Source organism: Pseudomonas sp. ef1 (genome assembly GCF_007293365.2).
Classification (GTDB): Bacteria; Pseudomonadota; Gammaproteobacteria; order Pseudomonadales; family Pseudomonadaceae; genus Aquipseudomonas; species Aquipseudomonas siliginis.
Genome location: NZ_CM129815.1, coordinates 1,322,680 through 1,340,705, shown reverse-complemented (window position 1 = coordinate 1,340,705; position 18,026 = coordinate 1,322,680). Strand labels below are relative to the sequence as shown.

12 protein-coding genes are annotated in these 18,026 nt (G+C 61.7%); 2 read left to right on the top strand and 10 right to left on the bottom strand.

Annotated features, from left to right (window positions below):
• Nucleotides 1-116: 116 nt before the first annotated feature.
• The 3 genes from hutU to hutC all read right to left on the bottom strand — a co-directional run bounded on the left by hutU (nucleotide 117) and on the right by hutC (nucleotide 3,560).
• The gene (gene hutU, locus FEE99_RS06235) at nucleotides 117-1,805 is read right to left on the bottom strand and encodes a urocanate hydratase (RefSeq protein ID WP_016772090.1); all 1,689 of its coding nucleotides are present in this window, start codon (nucleotides 1,803-1,805) and stop codon (nucleotides 117-119) included.
• Between the two features lie 475 nt (nucleotides 1,806-2,280).
• Nucleotides 2,281-2,853, bottom strand: a complete 573-nt coding sequence (locus FEE99_RS06230) for a HutD/Ves family protein (protein WP_041477542.1) — start codon at nucleotides 2,851-2,853, stop codon at nucleotides 2,281-2,283.
• The gene (hutC, locus tag FEE99_RS06225; protein ID WP_162803449.1) at nucleotides 2,850-3,560 is read right to left on the bottom strand and encodes a histidine utilization repressor; all 711 of its coding nucleotides are present in this window, start codon (nucleotides 3,558-3,560) and stop codon (nucleotides 2,850-2,852) included. Before hutC ends, FEE99_RS06230 begins: the two co-directional genes overlap by 4 nt.
• A gap of 145 nt (nucleotides 3,561-3,705) precedes the next feature.
• Between hutC and FEE99_RS06220 the strand changes: the two genes are divergently transcribed.
• On the top strand, nucleotides 3,706-5,070 hold the full coding sequence (locus FEE99_RS06220; protein ID WP_041477541.1) for a formimidoylglutamate deiminase: 1,365 nt from the start codon (nucleotides 3,706-3,708) through the stop codon (nucleotides 5,068-5,070).
• A 121-nt stretch (nucleotides 5,071-5,191) separates the two neighbouring features.
• Here FEE99_RS06220 and FEE99_RS06215 read toward each other — a convergent pair whose 3' ends face one another.
• Together FEE99_RS06215 and FEE99_RS06210 are read right to left on the bottom strand one after the other, a co-directional pair.
• Nucleotides 5,192-5,761: a lipocalin family protein gene (locus FEE99_RS06215; protein WP_041477540.1), complete on the bottom strand. Its 570-nt coding sequence runs from the start codon at nucleotides 5,759-5,761 to the stop codon at nucleotides 5,192-5,194.
• Between the two features lie 29 nt (nucleotides 5,762-5,790).
• Complete coding sequence (locus FEE99_RS06210) at nucleotides 5,791-6,045, bottom strand: hypothetical protein (protein ID WP_016772095.1); 255 nt, start codon at nucleotides 6,043-6,045, stop codon at nucleotides 5,791-5,793.
• Between the two features lie 282 nt (nucleotides 6,046-6,327).
• On the opposite strand from FEE99_RS06210, the gene FEE99_RS06205 reads away from it, so the two are divergent.
• Nucleotides 6,328-8,220, top strand: coding sequence for a methyl-accepting chemotaxis protein (locus FEE99_RS06205; RefSeq protein ID WP_041477539.1), 1,893 nt, complete (start codon nucleotides 6,328-6,330; stop codon nucleotides 8,218-8,220).
• Between the two features lie 107 nt (nucleotides 8,221-8,327).
• Here FEE99_RS06205 and FEE99_RS06200 read toward each other — a convergent pair whose 3' ends face one another.
• The 5 genes from FEE99_RS06200 to FEE99_RS06180 all read right to left on the bottom strand — a co-directional run bounded on the left by FEE99_RS06200 (nucleotide 8,328) and on the right by FEE99_RS06180 (nucleotide 17,877).
• Nucleotides 8,328-8,930: a DUF924 family protein gene (locus tag FEE99_RS06200; protein WP_041477538.1), complete on the bottom strand. Its 603-nt coding sequence runs from the start codon at nucleotides 8,928-8,930 to the stop codon at nucleotides 8,328-8,330.
• Nucleotides 8,931-8,933: 3 nt separating this feature from the next.
• The gene (locus FEE99_RS06195; protein WP_016772098.1) at nucleotides 8,934-9,944 is read right to left on the bottom strand and encodes a class 1 fructose-bisphosphatase; all 1,011 of its coding nucleotides are present in this window, start codon (nucleotides 9,942-9,944) and stop codon (nucleotides 8,934-8,936) included.
• Nucleotides 9,945-10,235: 291 nt separating this feature from the next.
• Nucleotides 10,236-11,600, bottom strand: coding sequence for a DUF3999 domain-containing protein (locus FEE99_RS06190; protein ID WP_041477537.1), 1,365 nt, complete (start codon nucleotides 11,598-11,600; stop codon nucleotides 10,236-10,238).
• Complete coding sequence (locus tag FEE99_RS06185; protein ID WP_041477536.1) at nucleotides 11,597-15,175, bottom strand: DUF2339 domain-containing protein; 3,579 nt, start codon at nucleotides 15,173-15,175, stop codon at nucleotides 11,597-11,599. Before FEE99_RS06185 ends, FEE99_RS06190 begins: the two co-directional genes overlap by 4 nt.
• A 251-nt stretch (nucleotides 15,176-15,426) precedes the next feature.
• Complete coding sequence (locus FEE99_RS06180) at nucleotides 15,427-17,877, bottom strand: glycogen/starch/alpha-glucan phosphorylase (RefSeq protein ID WP_041477535.1); 2,451 nt, start codon at nucleotides 17,875-17,877, stop codon at nucleotides 15,427-15,429.
• Nucleotides 17,878-18,026: the final 149 nt, after the last annotated feature.

Below are 18,026 nucleotides of genomic sequence, written 5' to 3'. Positions count from 1 at the left end.
ACTGAAATTCCTCTGTGGGAGCGAGCCTGCTCGCGAATCGGTGTATCAGGCACAGCAGTAGCGACTGACACGACGCCTTCGCGAGCAGGCTCGCTCCCAAATAAAACCAGAGCGTGTTACCCGCCAGTGATCATCGGCAGATTCAGCCCCTGCTCTTTCGCGCAGTCGATGGCGATCTGGTAACCGGCATCGGCATGGCGCATGACGCCGGTAGCCGGGTCGTTGTGCAGCACGCGAGCGATGCGCTCGGCGGCTTCATCGGTACCGTCGCAGACGATCACCATCCCCGAATGTTGCGAGAAGCCCATGCCGACACCGCCGCCGTGGTGCAAGGACACCCAGGTTGCGCCGCTTGCGGTGTTCAGCAGTGCGTTGAGCAGTGGCCAATCGGAGACGGCGTCGGAACCGTCCTGCATCGATTCGGTTTCGCGGTTGGGGCTGGCCACCGAGCCGGAGTCGAGGTGATCGCGACCGATCACCACGGGGGCCGACAGCTCACCGCTACGGACCATTTCGTTGAAGGCCAGACCGAGCTTGGCGCGCTGGCCCAGACCGACCCAGCAGATACGTGCCGGCAGACCCTGGAAGCTGATGCGCTCGCGGGCCATGTCCAGCCAGTTGTGCAAATGCGCGTCGTCCGGGATCAGCTCTTTGACCTTGGCGTCGGTTTTGTAGATGTCCTGTGGATCACCCGACAGCGCCGCCCAACGGAACGGGCCGATGCCACGGCAGAACAGCGGACGGATGTAGGCCGGCACGAAGCCCGGGAAATCGAAAGCGTTTTCGACGCCTTCTTCCTGAGCCATCTGACGGATGTTGTTGCCGTAGTCGAAGGTCGGGATGCCTTGCTTCTGGAACTCCAGCATGGCTTTGACGTGCACAGCCATCGACTGCTTGGCGGCTTTGATCACAGCTGCCGGTTCGGTCTTGGCGCGGGCGCGGTATTCGTCCCAGCTCCAGCCGGCCGGCAGGTAGCCGTTGAGCGGATCGTGGGCGCTGGTCTGGTCGGTGACCATGTCCGGGCGCACGCCACGCTTGACCAGTTCCGGGAGGATTTCCGCCGCGTTGCCGAGCAGCGCGATGGAGATCGCTTTGCCTTCTTTGGTGTATTTGTCGATACGCGCTAAAGCGTCGTCGAGGTCTTTGGCTTGCTCATCGACGTAACGGCTCTTCAGGCGGAAATCGATGCTGACTTGCTGGCATTCGATGTTCAGCGAGCAGGCGCCGGCCAGGGTGGCGGCCAGCGGTTGCGCGCCGCCCATGCCACCGAGGCCGGCGGTGAGCACCCAGCGGCCCTTGAGGTCAGCGTTGTAATGCTGGCGTCCGGCTTCGACGAAGGTTTCGTAGGTGCCCTGAACGATGCCCTGGCTGCCGATGTAGATCCAGCTGCCGGCGGTCATCTGGCCGTACATGGCCAGGCCTTTGGCGTCGAGTTCGTTGAAGTGTTCCCAGCTCGCCCAGTGCGGCACCAGGTTGGAGTTGGCGATCAATACGCGCGGTGCGTTGCTGTGAGTCTTGAATACGCCGACCGGCTTGCCCGACTGCACCAGCAGGGTTTCGTCGTCGTTCAGATTAGTCAGGCTTTCAACGATCTTGTCGTAGCACTCCCAGTTCCGCGCAGCGCGGCCGATGCCACCGTAGACCACCAGTTCCTTCGGGTTTTCGGCAACTTCCGGGTCGAGGTTGTTCATCAGCATGCGCAGCGGCGCTTCCGTCAGCCAGCTCTTGGCGGTCAGCGTGTTACCGCGTGCGGCGCGGATCTGCACGTCACGAAACTTGTTGCTGTTCTGGGTATTGTCAGTCACGAAAAAGACTCCTCAGCGATCAATTCAAACCAACCCTGGCAGTGGGCAGCAGCCTGCGCGCTATGCTGCGCGACAAGCGAATCAGTGGACGCTGCAGAGAGTCTCGAACGACTCATACGCATACGTCTTTACTTGTACATACAAGCATATGCAATCAAGCGGCCAACTTGTTGGAGGCGTGCTCAAGGAAAATCGTGGACGAGGCTGGAGGGCGCCTGAAACAAGGGTTCTGGCGTGGATGAAATTTTTCGGGTGGGGATTCTGAGGAGATGCGGCTGGGTCAGGTCAGCGTGGTTTTGCGCCACGCTGGGGCGTTCGGTAACAAGTTGGTGCGTAGAGGGAAACAAGAGTGGGGATGGCTTTCGTGGCGAGGGATTTATCCCCGCTGGGCTGCGCAGCAGACCGCTTTTTTTTATCAAGAATGGGGCCGCTTCGCGACCCAGCGGGGATAAATTCCCTCGCCACAGGGGTGTGTTCAGTTGTGGAGGAGTTCGATCACGCAGCATGCGGCGTTGGTGGAGACTTCGACCAGCCCGCTGTTGCCGTCCAGCTGCAGGCAATCATGCCGACCGAGCTGTGAAACGCCGTCACCTACACGCACGTCCATCAGCTCACTGACACTGAACACCAGCACTGTCGATGCCGAACTGAAGAACCGCTGCTCGCCGGCCAACCACTGCAACCGCGCGCTGTAACGTTGCGGCGCGTAGATCAGATTGAAGTCGCGAATCGCACCGCCGAGCAAGGTGCAGGACACCCGACTTTCGCCGCTGAAGGCGAACGGGTCCAGCGGTAACAGTGGGCGGGTAGCGTCACCGTCGACGCACAGAGTCATGCCGTCGCCCTGCAACACGGTGATCACTCGCTGGTAACCGGCGAATGTCGAGAAACCGCCCGATTCGGCGATGTCGGCAATTGACAGGCGCCAGCCGAAACCGTCCAGGCCGGCGCCCGCATCCCGAGTGATTTCCTCGGTGCTGCCGCCGCCGTTTTTCCACGGCATGCGCGGGTAGCCTTCGGCGCGTAGAACCTTCACTTGATAATTCATTTATGAAAGCGCCCTTCCAGACGATGGCGGGAGCCGGGGTGGATCAAACGTGCCGCCGTCACCGGTTGACGCCCCGACCACGTACGCCGACGAATCAGCAGGCACGGCTCGCCCTTTTCGATCTGCAGCAACTTGCACTCCGACGGCTCGGCAAGAATCGCTTCGACCACATGTTCGCCCTCGGTCAGCGGCGCGACCTGATTGAGATAGGCATAAGGTGTTTGCAGGGTGAAATCCTGCTTGAGGTATTCCGGCGCGACCAGGGCGTTGACGAAACGGTCTTCGATTTGCACCGGAATGTCGTTTTCGTAGTGCACGATCAGCGAGTGGAAGACCTTCTGGCCTTCGCGCATGTCCAGCGCCAGCGCGCGTTCGGAACCGGCGGCCTCTTCTTCGAGGGTGATGACCTGACAGGTGTGGCGATGGCCGCGCGAGGCGATTTCGTCGGCAATGTTGTGCACTTCGAACAGCGCGGACTGGCTCTTCGGTTCGGCGACAAACGTGCCCACGCCTTGCATGCGCACCAGCAGGCCGTCGGCGGTCATCTCGCGCAGGGCGCGGTTGATGGTCATGCGGCTGAAGCCGAGCTGGCTGACCAGTTCGCTTTCCGACGGCACGCGGTAGTGCGGCGGCCAGTTACCGCTGTCGATCTGCTGGGTGATCATCTGTTTGACGCGGGCGTACAAAGGCGCCGGACTGTCGCCCATGTTCGCGGCCAACGGAGAAACTGGAGGCGGAGTCGGCACGGTTGATCCCTGTTCATTGGATGAAAGTGACTAGCTTGCCGGAGTTTACCGGGCAGGCAAACGTCTGTATATGTATATACAAATAACACACATGGGGTGCCGAACGATGTCCGCCTTCTTTGCCGAACGCGCACTGCTGCCTGAGGGATGGGCCAACAATGTACGTCTCGAGGTCAGCGCCGATGGCCTGTTGACCCGAATCCAGGCCGATTCCAGCGCAGACGAAGCCGAGCGGCTGCGCGGGCCGTTACTGCCGGGGATGCCAAATCTGCACTCCCACGCCTTCCAGCGTGCCATGGCTGGACTGGCCGAAGTGGCCGGCAACCCCAACGACAGTTTCTGGACCTGGCGCGATCTGATGTATCGCCTCGTCGGAAAAATCAACCCGGATCAGCTTGGCATCATCGCCCGTCAGCTGTACATCGAAATGCTCAAGGCCGGTTACACCTCGGTCGCCGAATTTCACTACGTGCACCACGACAGCAACGGCCAGCCGTACGCCGATCCGGCGGAACTGGCCTTGCGCATCAGTCAGGCCGCGAGCGAAAGCGGCATCGGTCTGACCCTGCTGCCGGTCCTCTACAGTCATTCCGGATTCGGCGGGCAGACGCCCAACGATGGCCAGCGTCGCTTTATCAACAGCACTGAAAACTATCTGAATCTGCAAGCGCGTTTGCAGCCGTTACTGGCGCAGCAAAAGGCGCAATCGCTGGGCCTGTGTTTCCACTCGCTGCGGGCGGTAACTCCGCAGCAGATCAGCGAAGTGTTGGCGGCCAGTGACAAACAATGCCCAGTGCACATCCATATCGCCGAGCAGCAGAAAGAAGTCGACGATTGCCTGAGCTGGAGCGGTCGTCGTCCGCTGCAATGGCTGTACGAGAACACTGAAGTCGATCAGCGCTGGTGTCTGGTCCACGCCACCCACGCCAATCCGCAAGAAGTCACGCTGATGGCCAACAGTCGCGCGATCGCCGGGCTGTGCCTGACCACTGAAGCGAATCTGGGTGACGGGATTTTCCCGGCGGTGGATTTTCTTGCCCAGGGCGGGCGCATGGGCATTGGCTCCGACAGCCATGTGTCGCTGAGCGTGGTGGAAGAATTGCGCTGGCTGGAATATGGCCAGCGTCTGCGTGACCAGCGGCGCAATCGCTTGTATGGCGCGCAGCAGCCGATGGTCGGGCGCACGTTGTACGACGCGGCGCTGGACGGCGGCGCGCAGGCGCTGGGGCAGCAGATTGGTGCGTTGGAAGTGGGCAAGCGTGCGGACTGGATTGTCCTCGATGGCAACGATCCGTATCTGGCGACGGCTGCGGGGGACGGGATTCTCAATCGCTGGTTGTTCGCCGGCGGCGATCGCCAGGTGCGCGATGTGCTGGTCAATGGTCAATGGGTGGTGCGCGATGGCCGGCATGCCGGCGAAGAGCAAAGCGCCCGAGCCTTCACCCAGGTCCTGCGCGATCTCTTGGGCTGACCCAAAACCAAACTGTGGGAGCGAGCCTGCTCGCGAACGCGGTGTATCAGTCAATATTCATGTCGACTGATACACCCTCTTCGCGAGCAGGCTCGCTCCCACATTTGATTTGTATAGCGGCTTAATTGGAGGTCTTGGCCATCTGCCGATCCGACGCCCGCCAAATCAGGCGTGTGGTGTCGTAACCCTGTTGACGCGCCTTGCTCAGCAATTCTTCCCGCACTACACCGTTGACGGTCGGTGTGCGTGACAGCAGCCACAGGTACTTGCGACTCGGATCGCCGACGATGGCGGTCTTGTAATCGTCGCTGACGTACAACACCCAGTACTCGCCCTTCGCCACACCCGGCAGCAGGCGCGAGAACCAGTTATCGAATTCGACCCAGAGCTTGTCGGTCTTGCCCGGCACTTGTGGATAAGCCGTGCCCCTGGCTTCTTCCCACTGCCACTCCGGGGTCAGGCAACGGTTGAGCACGCCGACATTACCGTCAGGCTTGAGGGTGTAATGGGCTTCGGATTGCGCGCAGTGGCGCTGGAAGTACATCGGCAAGCGTGCCAGTTCATACCAGGTGCCCTGATAACGCTTGAGATTGACGCTGTTGACGGTCTTGGGCGCCAACGGGTCGACGCCGGAAGTGGCGCAGCCAGCCAGTACCAGGCCAGCAAAAAGGATCAGCAATAACCGCTTCATTTTTTTCTCCGTGGGCGCGAAGCCCCGGTTTACTTCAGGCCTTGGCCGGAAAACATCAGCACTTTGTCACCGGCGTATTGCACGCTGATAAAGCTGTTCTTGTCGCCCCAGGTGCAGCTGGACATACCGAGCGCGCCCGAGCAATCGGTGGGCTTGCCGAGGAGGGTTTCCACTTCGGACTTGGCCATGCCGGCCGAGAGCTTGGAGTAGTTTTCCTGATTGACCTTGCTGCATGCGGCCAACAGCACGCAAAACGACAGCAGGGCGATAGATCGCAGCGACATGGTGAAACTCCTGGAACGAGGGGGGATGGCATGGTGCCAACCAGAAGCTTAGAAGAGAAAAGTGTCATCTGGTTCCGTGACCGAACGCCTATTTATCAGCCCGCCCGTCCGGCTTTTGCCGGTAAATCAAAAACTTTGTGAAGCCGTCGAGCATTTCGTCGACTTTCCCTGCAAGCGCCTAATCTTTGGCGCGGCGCGGTCGAAAATAAGAGCAGCGCAACGCTGCCGAATATGGCAAATTGCCGCCATTTCCTGACCAGCCCCTTCGCGGTAGTTCATTCGATGACCAGAAACATAAAATTCAGCCACAAGATTTTGCTGGCTGCTGCCCTTGTGGTGGCCGTTGCGTTCGCCTGTTTCATCTTCTTCAACGACTATCGCCAGCGTCAGGCCTTGAGCAGCAGCACCGAGGCGACCATGCAGGAGCTGGGCAGCCTGACCACCAGCAACATCCAGACCTGGCTGGAAAGTCGCATTCAACTGCTGCAATCGCTGTCGCAGCAAGTCGCCGTCGACGGCAACGCGCCCGCCAGCCTCAAGCGCATCATCGACCTGCCCGCCTACACCGGCAATTTCCAGCTCAGCTACTTCGGTGGCGCTGACGGCGTGATGTTCTCAGTGCCGGCCGGCAACCGTGCGCCGGACTACGACCCGCGCGCTCGCGGCTGGTACAAAGCAGCCAACAGCGCGCAGCAGACCATCGTCACCGAACCGTACATCGCCGCTTCGTCGGGCAAACTGGTGATCACCGTCGCCACCCCGGTGCAGCGTCAGGGCCAAATGCTCGGCGTGGCCGGGGCCGACATCGATCTGACCAGCGTCAGCGCGATCATCAACTCGCTGAACTTCGGCGGCCACGGTCATGCATTCATTGTCAGCGCCGAAGGGAAAATCCTGATTCATCCGGACAGCAAGCTGGTGCTCAAAACACTGGCCGAGGCTTATCCGAACGGTGCGCCCAAAGTCAGCCCGGGCCTGAAAGAAGTCGAGTTCGACGGCAAGACCCAGTTGATCTCATTCACCCACGTCAACGGCGTGCCATCGGCTGACTGGTACGTGGCGCTGGTGCTCGACAAAGACACCGCGTTCTCGATGCTCAGCGAATTCCGCACCTCGGCACTGATCGCCATGGTCATCGCCGTGTTGATCATCATCGGCCTGCTCGGCATGCTGATTCGCGTGCTGATGCAACCGCTGCTGACCATGGGCCGTGCGATGCATGACATCGCTGAAGGCGAAGGCGATCTGACCAAACGTCTGGTGATTCACGGCAATGATGAATTCGGCGCGCTGGGTACGTCGTTCAACCGCTTCGTCGAACGCATTCATACGTCGATCCGCGAAGTGTCCTCGGCTACCGGCCAGGTCAACGAAGTTGCATTGCGTGTGGTCGCTGCCTCGAACTCGTCGATGTACAACTCCGACCAGCAGGCCAGCCGCACCAACAGCGTCGCCGCCGCGATCAATCAGCTCGGCGCCGCCGCCCAGGAAATCGCCCAGAACGCCGCCCTCGCCTCGCAGCACTCCAGCGATGCGCGCAGCCTCGCGGTCGACGGCCAGCAGGTGGTGGATAAAACCATCCACGCCATGCAACAACTGTCGGCGAAGATCAGCGATTCCTGCGGCAATATCGAAACGCTGAACAGCAACACGGTGAACATCGGCCAGATTCTCGAAGTGATCACCAGCATTTCCCAGCAGACCAACCTGCTCGCGCTCAACGCCGCCATCGAAGCCGCGCGCGCCGGTGAAGCCGGACGCGGTTTCGCCGTGGTCGCCGACGAGGTGCGCAACCTCGCGCACCGCACCCAGGATTCGGCGCAGCAAGTACAGAAGATGATCGAAGAGCTGCAGGTCGGCGCACGCCAGGCGGTAACCATCATGACCGAGAGCCAGCGCGAGAGCGAAAGCAGCGTTGGCATCGCCAACCAGGCCGGCGAGCGTCTGGGCAGCGTGACCCAGCGCATCGGCGAAATCGACGGCATGAACCAGTCGGTAGCCACCGCGACCGAAGAACAGACCGCCGTGGTCGAGTCGATCAACGTTGATATCAACGAGATCAACACGCTGAATCAGGAAGGCGTGGAGAACTTGCAGGCGACGTTGCGCGCGTGTTCGGACCTTGAGCAGCAGGCGGCGCGGTTGAAGCATCTGGTCGGCAGCTTCAGGATCTAAGCTGCAGCCTCAGGCCTCTTCGCGAGCAGGCTCGCTCCCACAGTGGAATGCATTTCAATTGTGGGAGCGAGCCTGCTCGCGAAAGCGGCATAAGCCGCACTGGAGATTCAGAATCTTGAGCCGGGCCTGGACAGGAACTCCAATTCCTCAGACGTAGACTCCCGCCCCAACACCGCATTGCGATGCGGAAACCTTCCAAACCGGGCAATCACCTTCTGATGCCGCTCGGCGTAGTCCAGGTTATCGGCAAACACCGCCCGCTCCGACTCTGGCTGCTCAGCCACCAATTCAATAAATCTGGAAACGGCTTCGTTCTGCACCGCGAGGTTTTCGCAGTGTTCGAACACCAGATAAATGAACACACGCTGAATCGGCTTCAACTGCCGATCAAAATCCGCTGCAATGCCTTGAGCGACGAGCTTCTGAGCGCGCAGATCACCGGAAAAGGCTTTGGGAGTATCGCGATAGATCATGCGTGGCAGTTGATCGAGCAGCAGCACTACCGCCAGCCAGCCTTCGGGACATTGCGTCCACTCAGTCAATTCGCCGGCCAGGGCCTGATCGACAAAGACCCCGAAACGCGTCTGCGCTTCGAGGTCCTGGCTGTTTCGCTTGCCGAACCACAACTTGCCCTTTTCGGCCGCCACTTCGTTCGCTGATTCGGCGTGTCCGAACCACCAGTCGAGCAACGGCTGCCAGGGCGCGTGCATGGTTTATTCCTTGTGGTAGGCCGTGGCGCGGGCGACTTCTTCTTTCGAACCGAGGAACACTGCAACGCGCTGGTGCAGGCCTTCCGGCTGGATGTCGAGAATGCGCTGGTGACCGTCGGTGGACGCGCCGCCGGCTTGTTCGACGAGGAACGACATCGGGTTGGCTTCATACATCAGGCGCAGCTTGCCCGGTTTCGACGGCTCGCGGCTGTCGCGCGGGTACATGAACAGACCACCACGGGTCAGGATGCGGTGGACGTCAGCAACCATCGCCGCGACCCAGCGCATGTTGTAGTTCTTCTTCAACGGACCTTCTTCACCGGCCAGCAGCTCGCCGACATAGCGCTGTACCGGGGCTTCCCAGTGGCGCTGGTTGGACATGTTGATGGCGAATTCCTGGGTGGTTTCCGGGATGGTGATGTCTTCATGAGTCAGTACGAAGCTGCCCATTTCGCGGTCCAGGGTGAAGCCTTTGACGCCGTCGCCCAGGGTCAGCACCAGCATGGTCTGCGGGCCGTAGATGGCGTAACCGGCGGCCACTTGCTGGGTGCCTGGCTGCAAGAACGCTTTTTCATTCAGCGGCTCGTTCTGGCTCAGGTATTCGTTCGGGCAACGCAATACCGAGAAGATCGTGCCGACCGGGGCATTGATGTCGATGTTCGACGAGCCGTCGAGTGGGTCGAACACCAGCAGGTATGCGCCCTTCGGGTACTTGCCGGGGATCTGGTAGGCATTGTCCATTTCTTCGGACGCCATGCCGGCCAGGTGACCGCCCCATTCGTTGGCTTCGAGCAGGATCTCGTTAGAGATCACGTCGAGCTTCTTCTGCACTTCGCCTTGCACGTTCTCGGTGCCCATGCTGCCCAGAACACCACCCAGGGCGCCTTTGGACACGGCGTGGCTGATCTCCTTGCAGGCACGCGCCACCACTTCGATCAAAAAGCGCAGATCGGCAGGAGTGTTGTTGCTGCGGGTCTGCTCAATCAAATAGCGACTCAAGGTAACGCGGGACATGGACGGCTCCGGTGGAATGGGGGGCGGAAAACCCGCGCAGTTTACAGGGAGTCTGAAAACCTAGCGAGCGAAGACGCCGGCTAACGTGCGCCTGGGTGTATTTGCCTGTATGAGACGTGATTGTTGGTGGAGAGTTCAGGTGTCGGATTCAGCGTAGTTCGGTTCGGCATGAGCGATTGAAGATTTTCAGTGTTTGCCCGGGCGCCTTCGCGAGCAGGCTCGCTCCCACAATGGAATGCATTGCCCTGTGGGAGCGAGCCTGCTCGCGAATGGCGCAAAGCGCCGCCATGCTCAGGTATTGGCTGGCGGCTTGCGCAACAGGCTGAACGCCATCGCCCCGAGAAACACCACACTAAGCAGCAACACCGCCCACAAGCCGAACTTCTTCCAGTTGGTCCCGGCCACCGCAGCCGTCGTCGCCGTTGAGGTTTGCGTGGCCACTGCTTCGTCCTGCACCGTCGCCTTGCCCAGGCTCGCCAGCTTTTCTGGCTTGAAATCCGGAATCAACGTTGCCAGCGGCAGGTTCGCCGTTTTCACCGTGGCATTGCCCAAGGCCAGGCTGTACGGCCCTTCGCCCCGGGCGAGGAAGATCACTTGCGTGGCGCGCACCGCATATTTCAGGTCCGGCGCCTGCTCACCCAACCCGCCGCCGCGCTCATCCACGGTCAGCTTGAGTTGCTGCACGGTCTGCCCGGACAGCGGGATTTCGTTCTGCACCACGTCCTGATTGTTCTGGCTCAGGCGATACAGCAAACCGCTGCTCAGTGGCTGCCACGGCAAGTTGCTCTCGCGCCGGCCGGCCAACGTGACCGGCGCCAGACTGTTCGGCTGTTTCAGCTCGATCTGCACCCGCTCGACATTCAGCCCCATCGGCAACTGCCAGATGTATTCCCCGGATTTGCTGCTGTTGCCGGCCACGCTGGGCGACCAGACCAAAGGCAGCGGCAGGTTGCGCGGGTCGCTGCTTTTCAATTGCGCCGACGTCAGGACGGGCGCCGAACCCGGCGACTCCCACAGCAGACGCACATAGCGCGCGCTCTGCCCCGGCAGGGTCACTTCGTGCTGTTCGATGCGTTCATCGGAAAAGGTCAGCCGCGCCACCTGGCCCTCGCCCCATGACTGCCAGTGCTGCAGATCGTCACTGGCCTCGATGCTGAAACGCTGGAAACCGTCGCGCTCGCTGGTCCAGTCAAGGATCAACTGCTGCAACGGTGCCTTGATCGCACTGGCATCGAGCAGCCAGCCGCGCAGCACTTCTTCGCCCGCCTCCAGTTGCGAGGACGGTTGCACTTCGACCAGGGTGCCGTTGGTGGTCGACTGCACGCGCACATTCGGCGCACGCTCGCTGGCGTCGGCAGCGTTGTACAGCGGGAACCATTTGACCTCGTGCAGCTTGCCGTCGTCGCGGGTCTGCGCCGATTCGCGAGCCAAGGCGTAGGCCTGCGCTTCGCCGGCGGCGTTGAACACACGCAAGTCGCTGAGATCGGTCTGGCGCGCCTGCAATTGCGCGCTCAGCGGCAAGTCGAGGCGATACCACGGGCCATTGCCGCTCACCGTCAACGGCAACTGCGTGGCGAAGTCCGCCGGTTTTTCCTGAGCGCCAGCGACCATCACCACGCCCAGCGCCAACCAACCCAGATTCAGCATGCGACTCAAGATGCAACTCCTTCGGTTTCCGGCGCGGGTTTGTCCGCCGCCGGTTCAGCCTCGACGCGTTTGGGTGGCAGCGGCGCAAAGTAGCCGACCACCAGCAGCAACACGCCAACGCCGATAAACGAGACGATCCGGGCGAGGCCGCCACGGTTGCTCAGTTCGACAAAAATCAGCTTGGCCACCACCAGCGCGATCAGCGCCGCGCCGATCAGCCACACTTCGCGGCGATGGCGCAGATGGCCGCCGATCATCAGCCCCAGCGCCATCAACGTCCAGACGATCGACAGGCCGGCCTGCACCAGCATCGACGCGAGCAGTTGATCAAGCTCGAACGGGATGCCGGCCCAGTGATGCGCCGCGCGGGTGACCAGCTCGGTGCAGAAGGCGAACAGCGAAACCCCGGCGATCAGTTGCGTAGCCTTGTCGGCATGATCCTGACGGATCGACAACTGCGCGACGGCGCTGCGCGACCAGGCATAAACGCCGAACAGCGCAAACAGCAGACCCAGCTCCAATGGGTTGAGCAGCGGCACGTAAGGCAATGGTTCGGCATTGCCATCGCTGACGCCATTGGCCAGCCAGAACCACGCCAGCATCAGCACCGCCAGCGGTGCCGCCGCATACAAGCGGTACTCGCGGGCAAATGCGGCCACCGGCCACGGCCAGTTGCGCGGTGCAGCCATCAGCAACAGATAGAGGCTCGGCAGAATCGCCCAGCCCAGCCACCGCCACGCGTTGTACTGCTCGGCCAACAACAGCAGGCCGTAACGCAACTCCAGCGCCAGCACGCCAATCAGCAGCCAGCAACCGAGCACATGGGCCGCGCTCAATGCGCGCGCCGGCAACACCGAAGCCAAGCGGCGCAGGCTGAAGAAATGCACCGCGAACAGCGCCGGCCACGCCAGCCAGCTGAAGTCGGCGGCCGGGTGGTAGCGCGAATGCCAAGCGCCGAGCAAAACCAGCGCCGCCGCCGGAATCAGCAAGGTGCAGAGCAACCCCAGCGCCGGCCATTTCAAGCGCAGTGACAAAATCGTCCACAGCGCCACACTGATCGCAGCGACCAGCAGCAATGTGCCTTGGAGGTTCGGCGAGGCGAAACGCAGGATTTCGCTGACCCACGCCAGCGTCCACCAACCGGCGCCCCAGACCAGCAGCACTTGCGACAAGCGCTGCAAGCTCAAGGCATCAAAAGCCGTGGCATGGTTGCCCAATTGCAAGCGCCACGCACCGATCAGCGCGGCCAGCCCCAGCACCAGCGGTGTCCAGAAGCCGCCATGGGCAAACGGTTTCAGCCCTTCGCTGGACAACGGCCCGAGCCATTCGGGGCCGGCGAGCAGAAACGCTGCGCCGCCGACCACCTGCAACAGCAGGCCGAAAACGAAACTCAGACGCTGTTGCAGGTACAGGCTCAGCCAGATGATCAGCAAACCGCTGGCCGCCCACACCGCGCTCGCGGTTTGCCACGGCAGCACGAACAGCACCGCCAGATTGATCAGCACCAACCCCGCCAGCAACACCACCGACAAGCCGCGCAGCAGGCGCACATCGCCGCGCATCATCTCATCCCGCGCCGCGAGCAGCATGCCGCCAATCAAGGCCAGTCCGATCAAGGACGCACTGAGCAAACCGCTCCAGCCAGCGCTGAACACCGCCGCCGAATCTTCACCGGCAGTTTGCAGGCGCAGCAGGAACAACGCGCCGCCCAGCAACTGCACGGCAAACGCGGTAAACAGGAATGTGCGTGATTGAATCCGCAGCCCCACGAACAAAGTCGCCAACCCGGCCAAGGCCCAACTGATCGCCGTGCCCTGGATGAACAGGAACAACGGCGCCAGCAGATACAGGAACGTCAGGCCCAGACACGCCAGCACTGGCAGGCCTTGTCTTTCCCACGGCGATGTCTGCTCGGGCGTAGCCTTGCGCAGTTGGAAGAAACTGAACAGCAGCGCGGCGCCAAGCATCAGCGCGCCCAGCGGTGCGCCGTCGAGCAGGCTGCTCTCGCCGGGCTGCAGCTGGCTGAGAAACGCCAGTGCCGAACCCAGTTGCAGCAGTAAGGCAAAGGCCCGGGCAAACAGTCGATGCTGACGCAAGCCGAGCCAGAAAATCCCCGCGCCTTCCACGGCCCACGCCGCAGACGTCCAGCGCGCATCGAGCCCCAGCGGAATCGCCAGGCTGGCAAAAATCACCCCCAGCGCCAGGCAGGTTTCGCCCAGCAGCATCGCCCGCCCGCCCATCAAAACTTTGGCCAGTGCCATATAGATCATGCCCAGCGCCAGAGCACTGAACGCCGCCGCGAATTCGAGATGCTGCACCAGCGCAAACTGCAGACCGAAGCCAATGATCGGCGGGCCGAACAGCATGGTGCCGTCGACGTAATCGCCCTTGCGGGCCGACCATTGCAGCAACGCCTCGCGGTCAGCGTCCGGCGGGGCATCCGCCATCTCGCGCAATTTGCGCCGGGCGAACAGCAGGCCGATGGCGAGGTACATAAGGAAAAACACAATCAGAAACGGCTCGGTGCTCCACAGCAGTTCCGGCGTGTAGGAACGCAGACCCCAGGCGAAACCGATACCGAAGGTGCCGACGAAGCCGATAAGGTTGAGCAGGCGCCAGGCCTTGAACCAGGCGATGGAGAGAATGCCGGCGTTGAGCAAGGCGAAATAACTGAACAGTGCGACGTGATTGCCTTCGCCGGTAGAAGTCAAAATCGGCGCGGCGAAACCGCCCAACGCTGCCGCTGCGGCCAACCCCAGTGCATCCTGAGTGATCGCCAGAATGGCCGAGAACACCGTCACCGCGACCAGCAAACCGAGTGCAGCGGACGGATCAAGCAACGGATGCAGACGCATCGCCGCAAACACCGTCAGGTACAACACCGCGATCCCGGTGCCTTGCAGCATCAACGCATAGTTGCTATTGCGTCGGCGCAGCCACCAGCCCAGCGCAAGCAAGGCGAACGCCGCTGCCGCAACACCGGCGTAACGCAACTCGATCGGCACCACCATGCCTTCGGTGGCGTAACGTAGTAAAAATGCCAGACCGAAAAACAGCAGCACCACACCGACGCGCAGCACGGTGTTGCCGCCAAACAGCCAGTTGCGCGCAGCGCTGATGCCGCGCTCGATCAGGTTCGGGCCACGGGGTTCGGCGGTTTTTTGTGGCGGTGCCGCAGGAGCCGGTTCGGCGCGCCAGACATCGGCCGGCAGCGGCTGGCTGGTTTCGCGGGCGACGGCGGAAATCGGTTCGAGTTCGGGGGGCAGTTCCCAGGTCAGCTCAGGGGGCGGGGCTGCCTGCTCAGCCACGTCGACGGGTGCGGCGACTGGCTCGACTTCAGGTGGTGGTTTCGGCGCATGCGAGGGCGAACCCTCCAGCACAAACAGCCGCTGAGCCACGCCTTGCAAGGCTTCGCGCACCTGCTCGAGTTGACGCTGCTGCTCCGCCGCCTGCGAGCCAAGGCGCGCGATGCGCAGCATCTGGCCGATGACCAGCCCCAGCAGCGCACCTAACAGCGCGCCACTGAACGACTCGTCGAGCAGTCCACCGAGCACCAGCCCGATCAACATGAACATCCATTGCATGGTCGATATCCCTAAGCAGCCCCGGGGCGGGGCGAGTCCGGCGATGGCTTCAGTCTAGGCACAAACCGTGTGGGAGCGAGCCTGCTCGCGAAGGCGGATTGTCAGCCAACATTTCTGTTTAAGTCGACGATCGCTTCGCGAGCAGGCTCGCTCCCACAGGGTACGGCGGTGATTGATGCCTTTTAACCGGCGCTCAGTATATCGATCCGGCCCAACAAACGTTGGGCCTTGCGCAGATTTGTCGGGGAAAGTTACTCCAGCGCTTTCCAGATATCCGTGGCGTACTCGCGAATCGTCCGGTCGGAAGAGAACCAGCCCATCCGCGAGGTGTTGAGCACCGCCGAACGCCACCAGTTCTGCGAGTCATGCCAGTGCGCATCGACACGCTTCTGCGCTTCCCAGTAGGAGTCGAAGTCGGCGCAGACCAGGAAGCGGTCATAGTCGATCAACGAGTCGATCAGCCCGGTATAACGCGAGGTATCGTCCGGCGAGAACACACCGCTGCGAATCGCTTGCAGCACATCGTTCAAACGATGGGAGGCGGCGATGTCGGGTACGGCGCTGAACTCGTGGTTCTGCTTGCGCGCTTCAACCTGTTGCGCGCTGAGACCGAAGATGAACATGTGCTCGGCACCGATGCGCTCGCACATTTCCACGTTGGCACCGTCGAGGGTGCCGATGGTCAGCGCGCCGTTGAGGCCGAACTTCATATTACTAGTGCCTGACGCTTCGAAACCGGCGGTGGAAATCTGCTCGGACAAGTCCGCCGCCGGGATGATGCTCTCGGCCAGGCTGACGTTGTAGTTGGGCAGGAACACCACTTTCAGCAGGCCACGCACGGTCGGATCGTTGTTCACCACCCGAGCGATGTCGTTGGTCAGTTTGATGATCAGCTTGGCCTGGTGATAACTCGCCGCCGCTTTACCGGCGAAGATCTTCACCCGTGGCACCCAGTCGACTTCCGGCTCGGCACGAATCGCCTGGTACAACGCCACGGTGTGCATCAGGTTGAGCAACTGACGCTTGTATTCGTGGATACGTTTGACCTGCACGTCGAACATCGCTGCCGGGTTGACCGCGATCCCGAGGCGCTCGTGAATCAGATAGGCCAGCGCCTTCTTGCTGTGCAACCGCTGCTCGGCGAAGGCTTTGCGGAAGGCGGTTTTCTCGGCGAACGGTTCAAGTTCGAGCAGGCGCTCTTCGGGATGGTCGAGCACGTCCGGGCCGAGAGCGTCGATCAGCATCGAGGTCAGTTCCGGGTTGGCCTGATACAGCCAGCGGCGGAAGGTGATGCCGTTGGTTTTGTTGTTGATCCGCTCCGGGTAGAGCTTGTGCAGTTCGGCGAATACGGTTTTGCGCATCAGCTGCGTATGCAGACCGGACACGCCGTTGACGCTGTGGGAACCGAGGAACGCGAGGTTGCCCATGCGCACCCGGCGGCCGTTGTCTTCTTCGATCAGCGACACCGCACGCAACACGTCGAAGTCGTGAATGCCCTTGGCCCGCAACGAATCGATGTGCTGTGCGTTGATCAGGTAAATGATCTGCATGTGCCGTGGCAGCATGCGTTCCATCAGCCCGACCGGCCAGGTTTCCAGTGCTTCCGGTAGCAGCGTGTGGTTGGTGTACGACAGCGTGTCGACGGTGACTTGCCATGCTGCGTCCCACGCGACGTCGTAGACGTCGACCAGTTGGCGCATCAGCTCGGCCACTGCAATCGAGGGGTGAGTGTCGTTGAGCTGGATCGCCGCGTGATCACCGAGGGTCAGCACCGAGGTGTGCATGTTGCGGTGACGGCGCAGCAGATCCTGCAACGAAGCGGCGACGAAGAAGTATTCCTGACGCAGGCGCAGCTCTTGCCCGGCTTCGGTGCTGTCGGCCGGATAAAGGACGCGGGAGATACTCTCGGCGCGGGCCACTTCCGCCACGGCGCCCAGGTGGTCACCGGCGTTGAAGCGCTCCAGGTGCAGATCTTCCATGGCGCGGGCACGCCATAGGCGCAGCGTGTTGACGCTCGCCCCGCGCCAGCCGACCACCGGCGTGTCATAAGCAATTGCGCGCACGGTTTCCGCTGGCGACCAGACCTGACGAGTCTTGCCGGAGGCATCGGTGACGGTTTCGACGCTGCCGCCGAAGCCGATCGGGTAGGCCACTTCCGGCCGTTCGAATTCCCAAGGGTTGCCGAAATCCAGCCAGTGTTCGGTCTGCTCCTGTTGCCAGCCATCGACAATCGCCTGACGGAACAAGCCATGCTCATAACGAATGCCATAGCCATGGCCGGCGATGCCGAGGGTCGACATGCTTTCCATGAAGCACGCCGCGAGCCGACCGAGGCCGCCGTTGCCGAGCGCCGCGTCGGGCTCCAGCAGGCGGATGCGCTCCAGATCGACGCCCAGTTCGGTCAGCGCCTCACGGGCGACGTCGAGCAGGCCGAGGTTGCTCAGGCTGTCGTAGAGCAAACGGCCGATGAGAAATTCCAGCGAGAGGTAATAAACCCGCTTCTGGCCTTTGCGATAGATCTGTCGGGTGTGGTCCATCCAGTGTTCGACCATGTGATCACGCGCGGCCAGGGCGATGGCTTCGAACCAGTCATGGTCGAAGGCGTGATCGGGGTCTTTGCCCACGGCGTAGGTGAGTTTGGTCAGGACGGCGTCGCGGAATGCGGCCACCTCTGCTTCGCGAACTAGTGGTTCTTGAGTCATCAACAGGACCTCGAGCGAGCGGGAATTTTCTGAGCCTAGACGGTCTGACCGGCGCTAACGGCTCTGGTTCGGCAGTATTTGCCCGGACTGTGCGCCAGTGCGACATAACCCTGGCGGATGAGCCAATGAATGCAGGGGCCGTGCCGTCC